The 14,524-nt window shown below is 45.9% G+C and carries 12 protein-coding genes, 1 pseudogene and 1 riboswitch; all 13 genes and pseudogenes read right to left on the reverse strand.

Features of this window, described 5'->3' with window-relative positions; genetic code table 11:
* Positions 1-810: RNA-guided endonuclease TnpB family protein (locus HED67_RS10755; protein ID WP_221718305.1), on the reverse strand; the 810-nt coding region annotated here is incomplete at its 3' end.
* A gap of 4 nt (positions 811-814) precedes the next feature.
* Positions 815-1,213, reverse strand: a pseudogene (gene tnpA, locus HED67_RS10760) (IS200/IS605 family transposase); the annotation flags it as partial.
* A 132-nt stretch (positions 1,214-1,345) separates the two neighbouring features.
* On the reverse strand, positions 1,346-2,614 hold the full coding sequence (locus HED67_RS10765; protein ID WP_221718307.1) for an amidohydrolase family protein: 1,269 nt from the start codon (positions 2,612-2,614) through the stop codon (positions 1,346-1,348).
* Positions 2,615-2,856: 242 nt separating this feature from the next.
* A riboswitch (purine riboswitch) is annotated at positions 2,857-2,954 on the reverse strand.
* A gap of 30 nt (positions 2,955-2,984) precedes the next feature.
* Positions 2,985-3,437, reverse strand: a complete 453-nt coding sequence (locus HED67_RS10770) for a (2Fe-2S)-binding protein (protein ID WP_221718308.1) — start codon at positions 3,435-3,437, stop codon at positions 2,985-2,987.
* A complete protein-coding gene (locus HED67_RS10775) occupies positions 3,434-4,297 on the reverse strand; it encodes an FAD binding domain-containing protein (protein WP_221718309.1) in 864 nt (287 codons plus the stop codon). Before HED67_RS10775 ends, HED67_RS10770 begins: the two co-directional genes overlap by 4 nt.
* A gap of 104 nt (positions 4,298-4,401) precedes the next feature.
* Entirely contained in the window at positions 4,402-4,938 is a 537-nt protein-coding gene (locus tag HED67_RS10780) for a hypothetical protein (RefSeq protein WP_221718310.1), read from the reverse strand.
* 2 nt (positions 4,939-4,940) lie between these two features.
* Positions 4,941-5,885, reverse strand: coding sequence for an ABC transporter permease (locus HED67_RS10785; RefSeq protein WP_221718311.1), 945 nt, complete (start codon positions 5,883-5,885; stop codon positions 4,941-4,943).
* Positions 5,878-6,936, reverse strand: coding sequence for an ABC transporter permease (locus HED67_RS10790; protein WP_221718312.1), 1,059 nt, complete (start codon positions 6,934-6,936; stop codon positions 5,878-5,880). Before HED67_RS10790 ends, HED67_RS10785 begins: the two co-directional genes overlap by 8 nt.
* On the reverse strand, positions 6,933-8,456 hold the full coding sequence (locus HED67_RS10795; RefSeq protein WP_221718313.1) for an ABC transporter ATP-binding protein: 1,524 nt from the start codon (positions 8,454-8,456) through the stop codon (positions 6,933-6,935). Before HED67_RS10795 ends, HED67_RS10790 begins: the two co-directional genes overlap by 4 nt.
* Before the next feature lie 127 nt (positions 8,457-8,583).
* A complete protein-coding gene (locus tag HED67_RS10800) occupies positions 8,584-9,681 on the reverse strand; it encodes a BMP family protein (RefSeq protein ID WP_221718314.1) in 1,098 nt (365 codons plus the stop codon).
* Between the two features lie 17 nt (positions 9,682-9,698).
* Entirely contained in the window at positions 9,699-11,783 is a 2,085-nt protein-coding gene (locus HED67_RS10805; protein WP_221718315.1) for a xanthine dehydrogenase family protein molybdopterin-binding subunit, read from the reverse strand.
* A gap of 1 nt (position 11,784) precedes the next feature.
* Positions 11,785-13,545 carry an adenine deaminase gene (gene ade / locus HED67_RS10810; protein ID WP_221718316.1) on the reverse strand — a complete coding sequence of 587 codons (1,761 nt, stop codon included), beginning with the start codon at positions 13,543-13,545 and terminating at the stop codon, positions 11,785-11,787.
* A 9-nt stretch (positions 13,546-13,554) separates the two neighbouring features.
* The gene (locus HED67_RS10815; protein ID WP_117538954.1) at positions 13,555-14,280 is read right to left on the reverse strand and encodes a GntR family transcriptional regulator; all 726 of its coding nucleotides are present in this window, start codon (positions 14,278-14,280) and stop codon (positions 13,555-13,557) included.
* Between the last annotated feature and the right edge of the window lie 244 nt (positions 14,281-14,524).

A 14,524-nucleotide genomic window follows, 5' to 3' on the forward strand; every position in this document is an offset into this window, starting at 1 on the left:
ATCTTCTACTGCAACAACATCATATGCCTCTGCCATTTCATAACTCAGCTTATGTAAGAAATCTTTCCTCTGGTTTCGGATTTTTTCGTGACATAATGCAACACGTTTTTTCTGTCGGTAATAATTATTGCTTCCTTTCACGCAATGGGATAACTTTCTTTGTTCCCTTGCCAGCCGCTCCTCACTTTTTCTGAAGTATCCTTCATTTTCCTTCTGTATATCTTCAGAAAACACAGCCATTCCATGCATTGCATAATCAATTCCCAGTATCTTTGCGTCTTCATAATCAAATTCTTCTGCTTGGTTTTCACAGTCAGATTTTTCATATAATAGACTTGCATAATACTTTCCGGATGGTTCCATACTTATTGTTACAGATTTCAGGCAATATTTTTCTGGAATATCACGATGTTTTTTCATACGGATCCATTTCAACTTCGGTAGTTTTATCCGATGATCTTCTACCTGAATATTTCCATTGACCACATTTGTCGTATAGCTTTTTCGGCTCCTGTGTTTTGATTTGAATTTTGGAAAGCCAATCTTTGGATTCCTGAAAAAATTCTTATATGCCTTTTCCAGATGCATCTGCACATTTGCAAGTGCCAGGGAATCCACTTCTTTCAAAAATGGATATGTTCTTTTATACATCGCCGGTGTATTTCGCAGCATTTTTTTCGTTGCTTCATATTCCCGTATCTTATCATTCAACATCTGATTATATAAAAAACGACAGCAGCCAAATGTTTTGGCGAGCAGGACTTCCTGTTCTCTGTTTGGATATATACGAAAACGGTAAGCTATATTCATCTTTTTTCTCTCCCTGCGTCTCGATATAACTACGGATAACATCAATCGGTGCACCACCCGCTGTGAACAGGCAGAAACTTTGACTCCAGAATGCTTCCTTCCAAAGTCTTTCCCTGATCTGTGGATATTCCTTTTTTAACAAACGACTGCTTGCACTTTTATACGCATTGATAAATTTACTGAGTTCTGATTTTGGCTGTGCCCGAAACATAACATGCACATGATCAACATCATGATTCCATTCTTCCAGTGTGATTCCATAATCAGGTGCAATACGTTCCCAGATCTCTTTTGCACGTTCCGAAATCGGATCATCTATTACTTTTCTTCGGTATTTTACAACCATGATCAGATGATAATACATCAAATATACTGAATGTGCATTATGATCCATTTTGTCCATATAATCAGTCCTTTCTATCCTTTCGACTGATTATAGTATACCACACTTCGCACCGCAGAACAAGTGTTCTTTTTCTTTTTTCTGCAATTCATCTCCCACCTGTAGAGGAAGGAGAATTCTTGCTAACTTTTGTTAAAAAATCTTATTTCCAGAGATATATTTATGTAGTAGATCTCCGTTCTCTGACAAACAGATATATCGCTCTAACCGCTGTCTGAGGGTGAGGGCCTGTGGGTGCGGCATGCGGCTCTCATCGAGGACAAGGGCGTCAAGTTCGTATCCCGGTTCGAAACTGCCGACTTTGCCGAAGAAACTGCCGCCGGCTTTTGTTCCCATCCAGAAGATTTCTTCCAGGGTCAGCGGCTTCAGGTTCTGATCCAGCAGTCTCCAGACGAGCTTGGATACCTGTCTGGCCTCCATCATGGTTCTGAAGATGGAGAGTGTGGCACCTCCGGCTACGTCTGATCCAAGTCCCATATGCACGCCTATATCCAGCCACTTTCTCACAGGGGCAATGCCGGATGCAATGTTCATATTGCACTGCGGACAATGGATCGCGTAGGTGTCATTGTCCTTCATCATCTGTATCTCCCGTTCATCAGAGTACACACAATGTGCCATGATGGATTTTCTGCCGGGCGCTGCCAAGCCGGCATTTATGTAGGTACCCATATAGTTCTCTGAATCAGGGCACAGTTCCTTCACCCAGTCAATTTCACTGAGATTCTCGGATAAATGGGACTGGACCGCCAGATGGTTCTCAGAAGCGATCGCCCCAAGTCCCGTCATCAGTGCATCGGTACAGCTCGGTGTAAAACGCGGGGTAATGATCGGACGGACATTATGAAATTGTTCCGACTGCATAAGCCATTCTCTGGTTGCTTCCAATGAGGCTTCTGCACTTTCCTCACAATAATAATCCGGGCTGTTTCTGTCCATATTGACCTTGCCCACATAGCCCTTTAAACCGGAGGTCTCCAGGAGGGCCATCAATTTCAATGTAGCCGATGTATGGATCGTCGCAAATGCACAAAAACGTGTCGTCGGACTATACTTCAGATCCTGCACAAACATGCTGTATGCCTTATCCGCGTAGGCCGGTTCTTTATAGCCGGATTCTTCCGGAAATGCATAGGTTTCCAGCCATTCCAGCAGTTCCATGTCCATTCCGAGACCTCTGTAAGCATACTGCGGTGCATGCACATGCAGATCGGACAATCCCGGAACAATCATATGCCCTGTGTAATCCAGCACTTCAAAATGCTGATACTTCTCCGGAATCTGTGTAAATACGCCCATTGATCTGCCGCCCTCACAGATCAGATACGCATCTTCATAGAGCCTCAATGTATCAGAAGTCTCACTGTAACAGATATCACCCTTCATAATAAAATTGTTCATACTCATCACCCATTTTCATTCAAGTCTGCTCCGATACTTCTGATCGGAATCGTTGGTAAGGTTTATTCAGGCGTATACAGAGTTCAGGCTGATATAACTGCTTACTATCCTTCTGATAAACTATGAGAAACACGCTTCGCGAGTTTCTCAAGTTATCGCGGCAGTCGCCAAGGTCTCGTGCAAGCACGGACTTTGGCTCGTTGCTCGCGTAAATAAAAAGAAAGGCCGCCGTACAAGCCGACTCTCCCGCCTTCGGGAATTATAGTCGACTGTTTACGGCAGCCGGTAGAAACGCTCAACCTGATTATGAACATATATAATCCATTGATATATTTATTTTACAGTTAATAAGTACTTCTGTCAACACCTATTATGCCAGTGACTGAATGGCATCCACCATAGCCTGATAGCCTGTACATCTGCAGATATTGCCGGATAAGCCGCGTCGGATTTCTTCCTCCGTGGGCTTCGGATATTTCTGAAGCAGTGCCACTGTAGACATGATCATGCCCGGAGAACAGAAACCGCATTGAACCGCACCATAATCCACAAAGGCCTTCTGTATCCTGGCCAGCTCCGGATGGGCCTCAACACCTTCAATGGTCATGACCTGACATCCCTCCGCCTGAACAGCCGGAAACAGACAGCTGTTGACACTTCTTCCATCTACCAGGACCGTGCAGGCACCGCAGTCACCTTCGCCGCAGCCCTCTTTTGTGCCCGTCAAATGAAGAATATCTCTCAGCACCTTTAATAATGTGGCATCTTCAGGAATTTCTGTATGACAGGCTTCTCCGTTTAAAATAAAATCTAATGTTCTCATTTTTCACATGCCTCCCATAATTCTCTTACAAGCTGCAGTACCACATTGTCTGCCACAGTTTTTCTATAACTTCCTGTTGCTCGAATATCATCAATCGGTGAAATATCCTCCGACAGGGCAATGGCAATTTCTTCATGAAGAGACTGCCATTTTTCTTCACTGCCCGGTCTTTTCCAGGCACGCAGCAATTCTTCTGTATGAAATGCACGAAGGGCTGTCGGGCCTGCTGAACCGACGGCGATGGCCAGGGTCGTTATTCTGCCCGCTTCCTTTTCCATATAAACGGCTGCATTGATGATTGAAATGGCCAGTGCATTCCTTTTGCCGACCTTCCTGAATCTTGCGGCACCCGTTTTGAATGGAATGACAATTTCAGTCAGAATTTCCCCCTGATGGATAGCCGTTCGTCCCGGTCCCTTCATAAATCCGTTGATGGATACCATACGCTGACCGTTTTCTGCCACAAGAACCAACACTGCATCCAGCGCCATCAGAACCGGCACGGTATCCGCCGCCGGAGAAGCTGACAAAATATTGCCGCCAATGGTTCCTCTGTTGCGGATCTGGGGGCCGCCCACAAGGGATGCGGCCTCAGCCAGTGCATCCATGGCACCCTGTCCTCTGAAAGCATCTTCTATAAGGTCAAATGTTGTCAGACTGCCTATATGCCAGCCGTCCTTCTCTTCTCTGATGCCTGACAGTTCTTTTAATCGATGCAGACTGACAATATCTCTGTCCAGATATTTGCCCTTTTCTCTGTCCACATAGAGATTGGTAGCACCTGCACAGGCCACGCTATTGCCGGATGACAGCATCTGACAGGCCTCTGTTACTGTATTTGGAATCAGCATCTGTGACATCTCTATCCCCCACTATCCTTTTTATTTTTTCGTCATCCTTCCATGACTCATATTTTATGCATTCTTTCAAAGCGCACTTTTTTCGCCGGACATCTGGTCGGCAGCTATTCCGTCCCGGATTCCGTTTCTTCATCTTCCGGATACTCTTGCTCTGTATCAAAATAACTCTTCAGATCATAGGTCACTGTATCAAATTTGTCCAGATAGCTGCCGTCCAAAAAGTCATCAAAATCCTTGATATGCCAGTTGGAATCCTCATAAACAAGTCCCACTTCATAGACCATTCCCGGCAATCTGGCTGCCTGGGAATAATAAGCAGTGCCGGTTGTCCCGTCTTCATTGAGTTCTACTCTGTCATAATTAATAAAAAGCGGCGTCAGATACGGATAGGACCGTTCTTTCTTAAAAGCCCGGATAAACTCACTTTTATCCATAACCTTTCGGAAGTCATCTGTCATAAATTCATAAATAACCGCAGGATTCTCATACTGATAATCAATAGCCTCCGCATAGGCCATAGCTGCTTTCTCAGCGGAGACCTCAGAAGGTCCATCAGCTGCATGTTTCATACTGGTCACAACCGTTATACCCGCAATGATGACAATCAGCAGTACGATGATGATTTTGGTTGTCTTCTTCATTCCTATCGCTCCAATCGGGAATAAGGAATCGTATAAGCACTCGGGAATTCCGCCTTCTTGGAAGCAAAGATCAGCGCTGCAATGGTCATGATATACGGCAGCATCAGCATCAGCTGATTGGCCATATCAATGCCCAGGGCCTGAAGACGCATCTGAAGGGCACTGGCAAAACCGAAAAGCAGCGCACCCCACATGGCTCTCACCGGCATGAAACGAGCAAAAATAACAACAGAAACGGCGATAAAACCACGGCCGCTGACAATGGATTCTGTGAAAAGATTCATATAAGCAATAGACATAAATGCACCTGCTGCACCGGCATAAAGACCGCCGATGAGTACCGCTGCATAACGGACACCTGCCACACTGATACCCTTGGAATCTGCTGCGCGCGGATGCTCGCCCACGGCACGGATCTTTAACCCGAATGTTGTTTTTTCAAGGATAAACCATGTCACAAATACCATCACATAGCTGAGATAAACCAGAATATTATGCTGGAAGAAAATCTGTCCGATCACCGGAATAGATGATAATACCGGAATATTCACGGCTGCAAACGGTGTTACCTGAGGCGGCAGACTCTGTACACCAAAAAGGATACGATATACATAAACCGCTGTACCCGCACCAAGAATATTCAGGGCAATACCCGCGATGACCTGATTGGCACGCATGGTGACTGAAAGCCATGCCATGATCAGACTCCACAGCATACCGAAAAACATACCTGACAAAAGTCCAATCCAGAGATTGCCAGTTTTATATGCTGCTGAAAAACCTGCGACGGCTCCGATCGTCATTGTTCCTTCTACACCCAGATTCAGAATACCTGCCCGCTGTGTATAAATCTGTCCCAGCGCTGGAAGAAGAATCGGTGTTGCCAGACGGATGGTTCCCGCCAGTAAACTCACTAAAAATCCTACTGTAAAAATACTGCTAAGCATCTTTTTTCCCCTTCCTCAGTAATTTCTGCGGCCATCCGAAATGAATCGCTGTTCTTGCAATAACAAAAACGATCACCAGGCCCTGAATAATATCTACAACAGAATATGGTACTTCTGTCATACGCTGCATGGTTGCACCGCCCACAAGAAGGGCTGAGAAAAAGAAGGAAGCGATCACAATACCCAATGGATTCAGACCACCAAGCAATGCGATGATCGTTGCGATATCCCCGTAGCCGCTGGAAAGGCCTTCCAAAAGTCTGTACTGAACACCATACACTTCATTCCATCCAGCCAGACCGCAGAGTGCACCGGAAATCAGCATGGCCACCATGACTGTCTTCTTCACATTCACACCTGCATAGGTTGCGATCTTATCACCCTGTCCGATCAGATCAATCTTCACGCCCAGCTTTGTTCTCCAGAAGAAAAACATCATAAGAATAACAATGATTGCCACCACAATACCGCCGTGGATTCGCATCTGTGCAGAGAACAAAGGCAGATGATAGGCATCCGGCAATACTTTTGACTGCGGGAAGCCGCCGCCGTCAGGATCCATCATCGGACCATAGACGAGAAATGCCAAAAAATAGGTTGCAATATAATTCAGCATCAAAGTTGTGATAACTTCATTGGCATTAAAACAGTTTTTTAGCCAGGCTGCCAGCCCGCACCAAAGGGCACCGCCCAGAACAGACAATATCAGGGACAGCGGAAGTAAAATCACTGTCGGAAGTCCCAGATAAATACCTGGAAGAATGGCCAGAATCGCGCCAATGGTCAGCTGACCATTAGCACCGATATTCCAGAGCTGTGCCTTGTAAGCGATGGACATACCAAGTGCCATCAATGTCAGCGGAATCATTTTGACAAGGACTTCGGATATCCTGGCTTTAGAGCCAAGGGCTCCTCGAAACAGTGTTGTATATGCTTCTGCCGGGTCATTGCCTGAAATCCGTACAAGAATCGCACCCACTGCCAGTGCGAGAACAATCGTCAGTACCGCAATAACAAATTGTTTGATACTGTTGATGATTTTTGAATTCATGCCTTTTCCTCCTGTTTGTGTCCCATCATCAGCATACCGATTGTATTTGTATCGGCGCCTGCCGGAAGGATACCCATTATTTTGCCGTCATAGATGACAGCGATTCTGTCCGAGAGCTGCAGGATTTCCTCAAGATCCGCAGATACAAGAAGAACTGCTGCACCATCATTACGTGCATCCAGAATTTTCTGTCTGACATATTCCGATGCACCGATATCAAGGCCTCGTGTCGGCTGATTGGCAATAACCATCTCCGGATGATCATCCAATTCTCTGGCCAGAATAACTTTCTGCTGATTACCGCCGGATAAGGCTCTTGCATGGTCTTCTCCGGAATTGGCCTTAATCTGATATTCTTTCTGACATTTATCCCAGTAGGCATCAATGGCCTTCTGATTCAGCAGCCCATTTTTTGAAAATGGCGCTTTGTGGAACTTCTTGATGATCAGATTCTTCTTAAGGCTCCAGTTCAGTGCCAGTCCGGTTGTCATTCTGTCCTCAGGAATATGGGAAATACCACTGTTGATATAGAAAACAGGCGGTTGATTGATCACTTCTTTTCCTTTAAAAAGGAACTGTCCGCCATCCGCTTTTCTAAGACCGGTCAGGACTTCACATAATTCCTTCTGTCCGTTGCCGTCTACACCGGCCAGACCGAGGATTTCTCCCTCATGAACAGTCAGATTGAAATCTGTCAGTGCCGGAAGTCCTTTGTCATTGCTGGCTGAAAGACCCTTCAGTTCCACTTTCACTGCTCCGGGAGCTTTCTTATTCTTGTCGAAATTAAACAGAACATCCCTTCCCACCATCATTTTCGTCAGTTCTTCTTTGGTTGTATGCTCATCAACCAGTTTGGATCCTATCAGCTCACCATCTCGTAAAACAGTGACTTCATCAACGATAGAAATAATCTCTTCCAGCTTATGGGTGATCAGAATGATTGATTTACCGTCCGCTTTCATATGCCGCAGCATATCAAAAAGTACATTGGCCTCCTGAGGTGTCAGAACCGCTGTGGGTTCATCCAGGATCAATATATCTGCTCCCTGATAAATGGCTGTTAAAATCTCTACTCTCTGCTGCTCACCAACGGATAACTGCCAGATTTTTGAATATGGATCAATATTCATTTTGTATTTGTCTGCCAGTTCCTTCAGTTCCGTTGCAGTCTCCTTTGTATCAAGAAGAATGCCTCTTCTGGACTTTTTGCCCAGCATAACATTCTCCACAACTGTCATCGGTCTGGCCAACATAAAATGCTGATGCACCATACCGATGCCGAGAGAGATTGCTTTTATCGGTGATGAAATTTCTTCTTTGCTGCCGTTAATATAAATATCACCGGCCTCCTGCTGATATAAACCATACAGGATATTCATAAGTGTTGTCTTTCCGGCACCATTTTCTCCTAACAGACCATGGATTGAACCTTTCCTCAGATTGAAATCCACGTTGTCATTGGCTTTGACACCGTTAAATATTTTTGTTATTCCCTGCATACTGACTGCCAGATTGTCCATTTACAAATCCTCCTGTGTTTGAACGTCCCTGTGTTTTTCAGAGAAGGGACACACAGCCCACGGGCTGTGCATCCATCTCCCATTGTCGGAATGGTTGTCTGCACTGCAGACATGACTCCTGTTCTGATTACTGAATATCTTCCGGCAGATAGTCTTTGATTTCACCAGACTGAAGTTTGGACCATGTATCCGCAATCACCTGCTTGTCATCGTCTGTCAGCCAGCCCTTAGGATCATTAATGTCTGCAATACCTAAACCATCATTTTCAGCATTGATCCAATAGTATCTGTCATCTTCTGCTCTGCCTTTGAATGTACCATTGTTGATATCATCAAAAACATTGGCAATAATGGCATCCCACTGATAAACAACACCTGATAATACATTGTTTTCAGCTAATGTCTTCTGGTCTGCTACGTTGCCGAGGCAGTACATATCTTTTTCAGCAGCTGCCTGAACAACACCAAGACCAATACCATCTCCTGAATGCCAGATAACATCCACGCCAGCGTCATACATACCGATAGCTGCTTCTTTTGCTCCGGCTGTATCTGTCCAGTCACCTGTGTAAACTTCCTGGATCTCGATATCAGGATTGATAGATTTCGCACCAGCCTTGAAGCCTTCATGACCACGTTTGATCTCGGAAGCATCTGCACCGCCGATAACACCGATCTTATTTGTCTGTGTTGCCAGTGCTGCGATCACACCCATTTCATAACCGCCTGCTTCAAGTTCTACATCATAGATAGCTGTGTTATCCAGTGATTTGTAGCCTGTACCAAGCAGGAAATAGGTATCCGGATACTGAGCGCCAACTTTGACGATTGGCTCCATGAACTGGAAGCCATGACCAAAAATAACGTCATAACCCTGATCAGCAAAATCCATCAGTGCAGGTTCGATATCTGCAACTTCATAAACATTCTCAGTTACATTCAGGTCAATCTTGTCCGGATTGGCATCTGCATACTTCTTCATACCTTCATACATTGCCTGGTTGAAAGATACGTCATCTTTTTTGCCAGGAAGAATCAAAGCCACTTTCAATTTCTTGCCTGCTGTCTCTGCTGAAGCTGTATCAGCTGTTGATTCTGCTGTTGTTGCAGCAGCAGATTCACCTGCTGCTGTCTCCTTTGAGGATGAACTGCCGCATCCTGCAAAAGAACCGACAACCATGGCCAGTGTCAGAAGTCCTGCCATCCATTTGAGTCCTTTTTTCATCTCTTTTCCTCCTTTGGCTATTTCTTTAAGCCATTTAAAATAGTTTCTATATCGAAAGGCAAACTGGTCAATCTGCCTTCTGATACCTCATTAATTGCCGCAGCGATCGCCGGAGCGATAGATACGGTGGATACCTCTGCAGCGCCCTTGACGCCCATCGGTCCCGACGGTTCATAACCATCCACATGCAGACTCTGAATCCGCGGCAAATCCATGGCCGTGGGCATCAGATACGTAGACATACTGTCATTGAGTAATCGTCCCTCTTTAAATTGACAATTCTCACCAAAGGCATAGCCCACAGACATAGCCACACCGCCTTGAATCTGTCCCGCCATCGCCAACGGATTGATAATTCTTCCTGCTTCCGTTGCTGCTGCAATATCCAGAAGCACTACCTGCCCTGTGACAGGATCCACCCGAAGCTTCACAGCCTGGGCAATAAATGTATACATCGCATGCGGGAAACCGGCGATGGAAAAACTTTCCTCACTCTCAGGGAAATCTGCCTTTCCTGTTTCCATCTCGCCTTTTTTAAAATTCTCTATGGCATTGAGCATGGCATTGCCGCCGATAAATGTGGAACGGGAACCGGCCGTAGATCCGCAGTCCAATGTTCTGTCGGTATCTGCCATCACAAGGGAAACATTGTCAAAATCTGTCTCCAGAGCATCCGCCGCCATAGCCTGCAGTGCCGTCCGGCTTCCCTGTCCGATATCTACCAGACCAAGGAAAATTGTATAATGGCCATCTGCTTCTTCAATCTTCACCTCTGCCTGATCCGGAATATTCTTGCCGAGACCGCAGCTTAGGTGCCCGCCTGCAATGCCGTATCCGACATATGGATCCGTATTGTATTTTCTCTCCTGCCAGAGTTCAGACTGTTCGATCAGCTTCAGTGCCCCTTTAAAGTCCACGAAATGGCGCATTTTCTGTCCGACGCCGCCGTACATGCCTGTCTCAATACCATTCTTGTAACGGATTTCCAGCGGATCAATGCCTAAAAGTTTCGAAGCCCTGCTGATCAGAGATTCTGCCGCAAAAGCGCCCTGGGGTGCCCCAAAACCTCTCATGGCATGAGCCACCGGTTTATTGGTATAGCAGAGATGACTGCTGATCTTTACATTCGGAATATTGTACGGTCCTGCAAAATGCTCTGAAAAAAGGCTTAACACAGCCGGCCCCAGGCCGCCGTAAGCACCTGTATCCAGATAACCGCTGCCGTCAAAGGCCACCATCGTTCCGTCTTTCTTAAAGCCCATCTTCACATGCATATAGACCGCATGTCGTTTATAGGTTGTTGCCAGGGATTCCCGACGACTGAAAATAAGCTTGCAGGGACGTCTCGTCTTAAATGCCGCAAGAGCCGTAAACAGCTGTGCGGTACTGCCGTCCTTACCGCCGAAACCGCCGCCAACAGTGGCTGCTACAATATGTACCTGATCTTCTGTAAGACCTGTAATATCACAGACCATTCTCAAATCATGAAAAACATTCTGTGTTGAAGAACAGACAAGCAGACGCCCATCCTCCTCAATTTTCGCCATGCAGGCGTCCGGCTCCATATAGCCATGGTCCTGTATCGGCGTATAAAAATCATCTTCAAGGATCAAATCACTCTCAGCAAACCCCTGTGCCACATTGCCTTTTTCGTTATCAAAACGAATCACATCATTCTCTGTATCGTCATGCACCCGGATACAGCCGGGTTTTGCTGCCATCAATGCATCCGTGACAACCTGAAGGGGTTCGTACGTCACCTGCACCATTGCTGCAGCTGCCCTTGCTGCTTCTTCGGATTCAGCTGCCACAACAGCAATGGCTTCACCAAGAAATCGTGCTTTATCCTCCACCAACAGCGGCTGATCCGGCAGAATGTCCTGAACATTGTTCTTCACAATGTCTTTCGCTGTAAAAACCCAGGCCGTCTCAGGCACCTTCGATGTATCGATATCCAAAACCCTGGCATGGGCATACGCTGATCGGACAATCGCCAGATGCAGCATATTTTTCTCATAATAATCTGCCGCATACACCGCTCTGCCGGTGGCCTTGTCCATGCCTTCCACGCGGCCCCGGCCTTTTCCCGTGTAACTTTCCATGTTACGCCTCCGTCTCTACGATCATATCAATAATCTGATGGCCCAGTACATCAATCAGGCCAAAATCTGTCAATCCCAGTTCCGGCACTGTCGGAAGAGAAATAAAGGATAACGACATAAATGGTGCTTTCATCGGGCATCCCATCTTCTCAACTGCTCCATTCATTTCATCCATCCGCTTCATCACTGTTTTCGCTGGAAGAGTGGACATCAGACCGCCAAGAGGCAATGCCAGTGCGTCAACCACCTGTCCCTCCACTGCCGAAACAAAACCGCCGTGAAGTTCCTGAAGCTTTTCGACGCAGACAGCCATATCCCTGTCATTGGTTCCCACCACAACAATATTGTGATGATCATGAGAAACCGAAGCTGCCAGAGCTCCCTGTTTCAGTCCAAAACCATGCACCAGAGCTGTAGAAACACGGCCATTTTTGCCGTATCGTTCGACAACAGCCAGCTTCAGAATATCTCTGTCCACATCCGCTGCAATCTGTCCTTCCTTGACATCCATCCACTCAAAGATCTCTTTATTAATAATCTGGTCCTTGATCAAATCAATGACACGGCATTTGGCACGTTTGCCCTCAGAATGGATGATAAACTTCTCCGCTGAAAAATCTGCACCAATATGAACGGTATCAAATAACTTCTCAGGATAAGCTTTCTCAGGCACCGGACGGGCACCATTCTCGTCTGCCACAATACGTCCGCTCTTTAACACAAGCTTCGGCTTCATGGTTGTCAGATCATCAATCAGAAGAATATCGGCGAAACGTCCCGGTGCCACTGAACCGATTTTGTCTTCCAGGCGAAAATGCTTGGCCGCATTGATGGTTGCCATCTGAATCGCCTGTACAGGGTCCAGTCCCAATTCAATGGAACGCTTCACATTGTAACTGATATGGCCTTCCTTGAAAATATCGTTGACATGCTTGTCATCTGTACAAAACATCATATTGTCTGTCGGCAGATTGTTCTTCACAATACCCGGCACCAGTGTATCTACATTGCGTTCACTGCTGCCTTCACGGATCAACGGCATAATACCAAGTCTCAGGCGTTCTAACAGCTCTTCATAATAAACTGATTCATGGTCATCACTAAGATGTCCGGCTGCGTAAACATTCAGATCATCCACACCCAGTCCAATGGCATGGCCATTACAGATCTTGCGTCTGTTCAGGCTGGCCAGTACCTTTTCTAAATATTCTTCCTTCGTACCAAGGACTTTGGAAGGATCCAGTTCACCAAGGCTCACTGCCTCATCCAGTTCCAGCAGCTGCGTTACTTCCTCAACCCCCAGCACACCGCCTGTTGTCTCAAGTCCAGGCGCTGTAGGTACTCTGGAAGGGATCTCAAGAAGCAGTCTGAAAGGCAGCTTCTCTGAATCCTTGATCATTGCCAGCAGACCGTCAATACCTGCCACGTTGGCAATTTCCATGGCATCCACACAAAGTGTTGTTGTTCCCCATGGAATAATCACCTCACCCAGAGCTTCCGGTGTCAGAAGCGTCGTCTCGATATGAATATGGGAATCTATAAGGCCCGGAACAGCATAAGCACCCGCGCCGTCAATCACCTGATCCGCCTCTGTTTCAACACAGCCAACAGCCACGATTCTTTCATTATAAATACCGATGGAGGCCGGATAAATCTCCCGCGTAAAAACATTCACCAGCTGGATATTGTCAATACGCACATCCAGTTTACGTGTGCCTTTTGAAGCCTCCAGTTCTGTTTTCATAATTGCTGCTGTATACATAACTTTCTCCTATATCTTCTTTCGCAGTATTTTATGGCTGAGAATGCCGTCCACATAATATTCCCTGGAATACAAAAGCGGTTCTCCCATAAAGCTGTATCCAATCTCATCCATATATAAAAGCGGTGCCTGCCTGTCCACATTCAAAATCTCTGCCAGATTCTCACCGGCTGCAACCGCCCGGATCTCCGTCAGATCCATATAAATCTCCTGTTCACAGCACTGTTCAATAAACTTAAACACCGGCTCCTTAAGAAGCTTGATATCATAGCCCTCTTTGGCATTGGCCTCCGCAATATAATCCATACAGTAAATCGCCGGCCGTCCATCTGCTGTTACAAGACGTTCCGAAATCAGCACCAGATCACCTTCTTCTATATGAAGTTTTGCAGCTACTTCCTTCTCCGCAGGTATCTTGTCAATACGCTCAATCTTCATATCCGACACATAACCGGCATCCGAGACCATCTCAAGAAACTCTTTCTCAAGATCCATTCTTGTGGTTGCATTCAGAATATGCGGATTCACAATCGTTCCCACGCCATGCTTCCGACTGATAAATCCTTCCCTTTCCAAAGCGGAAAGGCAATCTCTGATCAGTGTCCGGCTGACCCCCATCTCCTTGGCCAAAGTCAGCTCCGGCGGCAGCTTTCTGCAATTTGCATAGCAGCCCTCTCTGATCTCATGGAGCAACCGCTGTGTAATTTCTTCAGACAGCAGATTTCCTTCACTCATGTTCTATTTCCTTCCTAAAAATCCCCGTTAATTAAGTCATAGAAAATTGGTACGACCTATATAGGTATGACCTATTTTTGTATAGTATACTTTTTTTCAATAAAACTGTCAATATCTCTTTGTATTAAATGACATTTTCTATAATAGAATAGCAATTTTCTATAAATATATTTTAATCATGTCGTCATTTTAATCATGTTGTATTTTAAAAATCTTCAAAAATAATTACTTTTTTCACAAATTA

Source organism: Pseudocoprococcus catus (assembly GCF_019734885.1).
GTDB classification, from domain to species: domain Bacteria; phylum Bacillota; class Clostridia; order Lachnospirales; family Lachnospiraceae; genus Coprococcus_A; species Coprococcus_A catus.

Excerpts from the sequence above, each read along its gene's own strand:
- HED67_RS10780 (WP_221718310.1), bottom strand. The coding sequence starts at position 4,938 with ATGAAGAAGACAACCAAAATCATCATCGTACTGCTGATTGTCATCATT.
- HED67_RS10785 (WP_221718311.1), bottom strand. The coding sequence starts at position 5,885 with ATGCTTAGCAGTATTTTTACAGTAGGATTTTTAGTGAGTTTACTGGCG.
- ade (WP_221718316.1), bottom strand. The coding sequence starts at position 13,545 with ATGTATACAGCAGCAATTATGAAAACAGAACTGGAGGCTTCAAAAGGC.
- HED67_RS10805 (WP_221718315.1), bottom strand. The coding sequence starts at position 11,783 with ATGGAAAGTTACACGGGAAAAGGCCGGGGCCGCGTGGAAGGCATGGAC.
- HED67_RS10790 (WP_221718312.1), bottom strand. The coding sequence starts at position 6,936 with ATGAATTCAAAAATCATCAACAGTATCAAACAATTTGTTATTGCGGTA.
- HED67_RS10800 (WP_221718314.1), bottom strand. The coding sequence starts at position 9,681 with ATGAAAAAAGGACTCAAATGGATGGCAGGACTTCTGACACTGGCCATG.
- HED67_RS10795 (WP_221718313.1), bottom strand. The coding sequence starts at position 8,456 with ATGGACAATCTGGCAGTCAGTATGCAGGGAATAACAAAAATATTTAAC.
- HED67_RS10770 (WP_221718308.1), bottom strand. The coding sequence starts at position 3,437 with ATGAGAACATTAGATTTTATTTTAAACGGAGAAGCCTGTCATACAGAA.
- HED67_RS10765 (WP_221718307.1), bottom strand. The coding sequence starts at position 2,614 with ATGAACAATTTTATTATGAAGGGTGATATCTGTTACAGTGAGACTTCT.
- HED67_RS10775 (WP_221718309.1), bottom strand. The coding sequence starts at position 4,297 with ATGTCACAGATGCTGATTCCAAATACAGTAACAGAGGCCTGTCAGATG.
- HED67_RS10815 (WP_117538954.1), bottom strand. The coding sequence starts at position 14,280 with ATGAGTGAAGGAAATCTGCTGTCTGAAGAAATTACACAGCGGTTGCTC.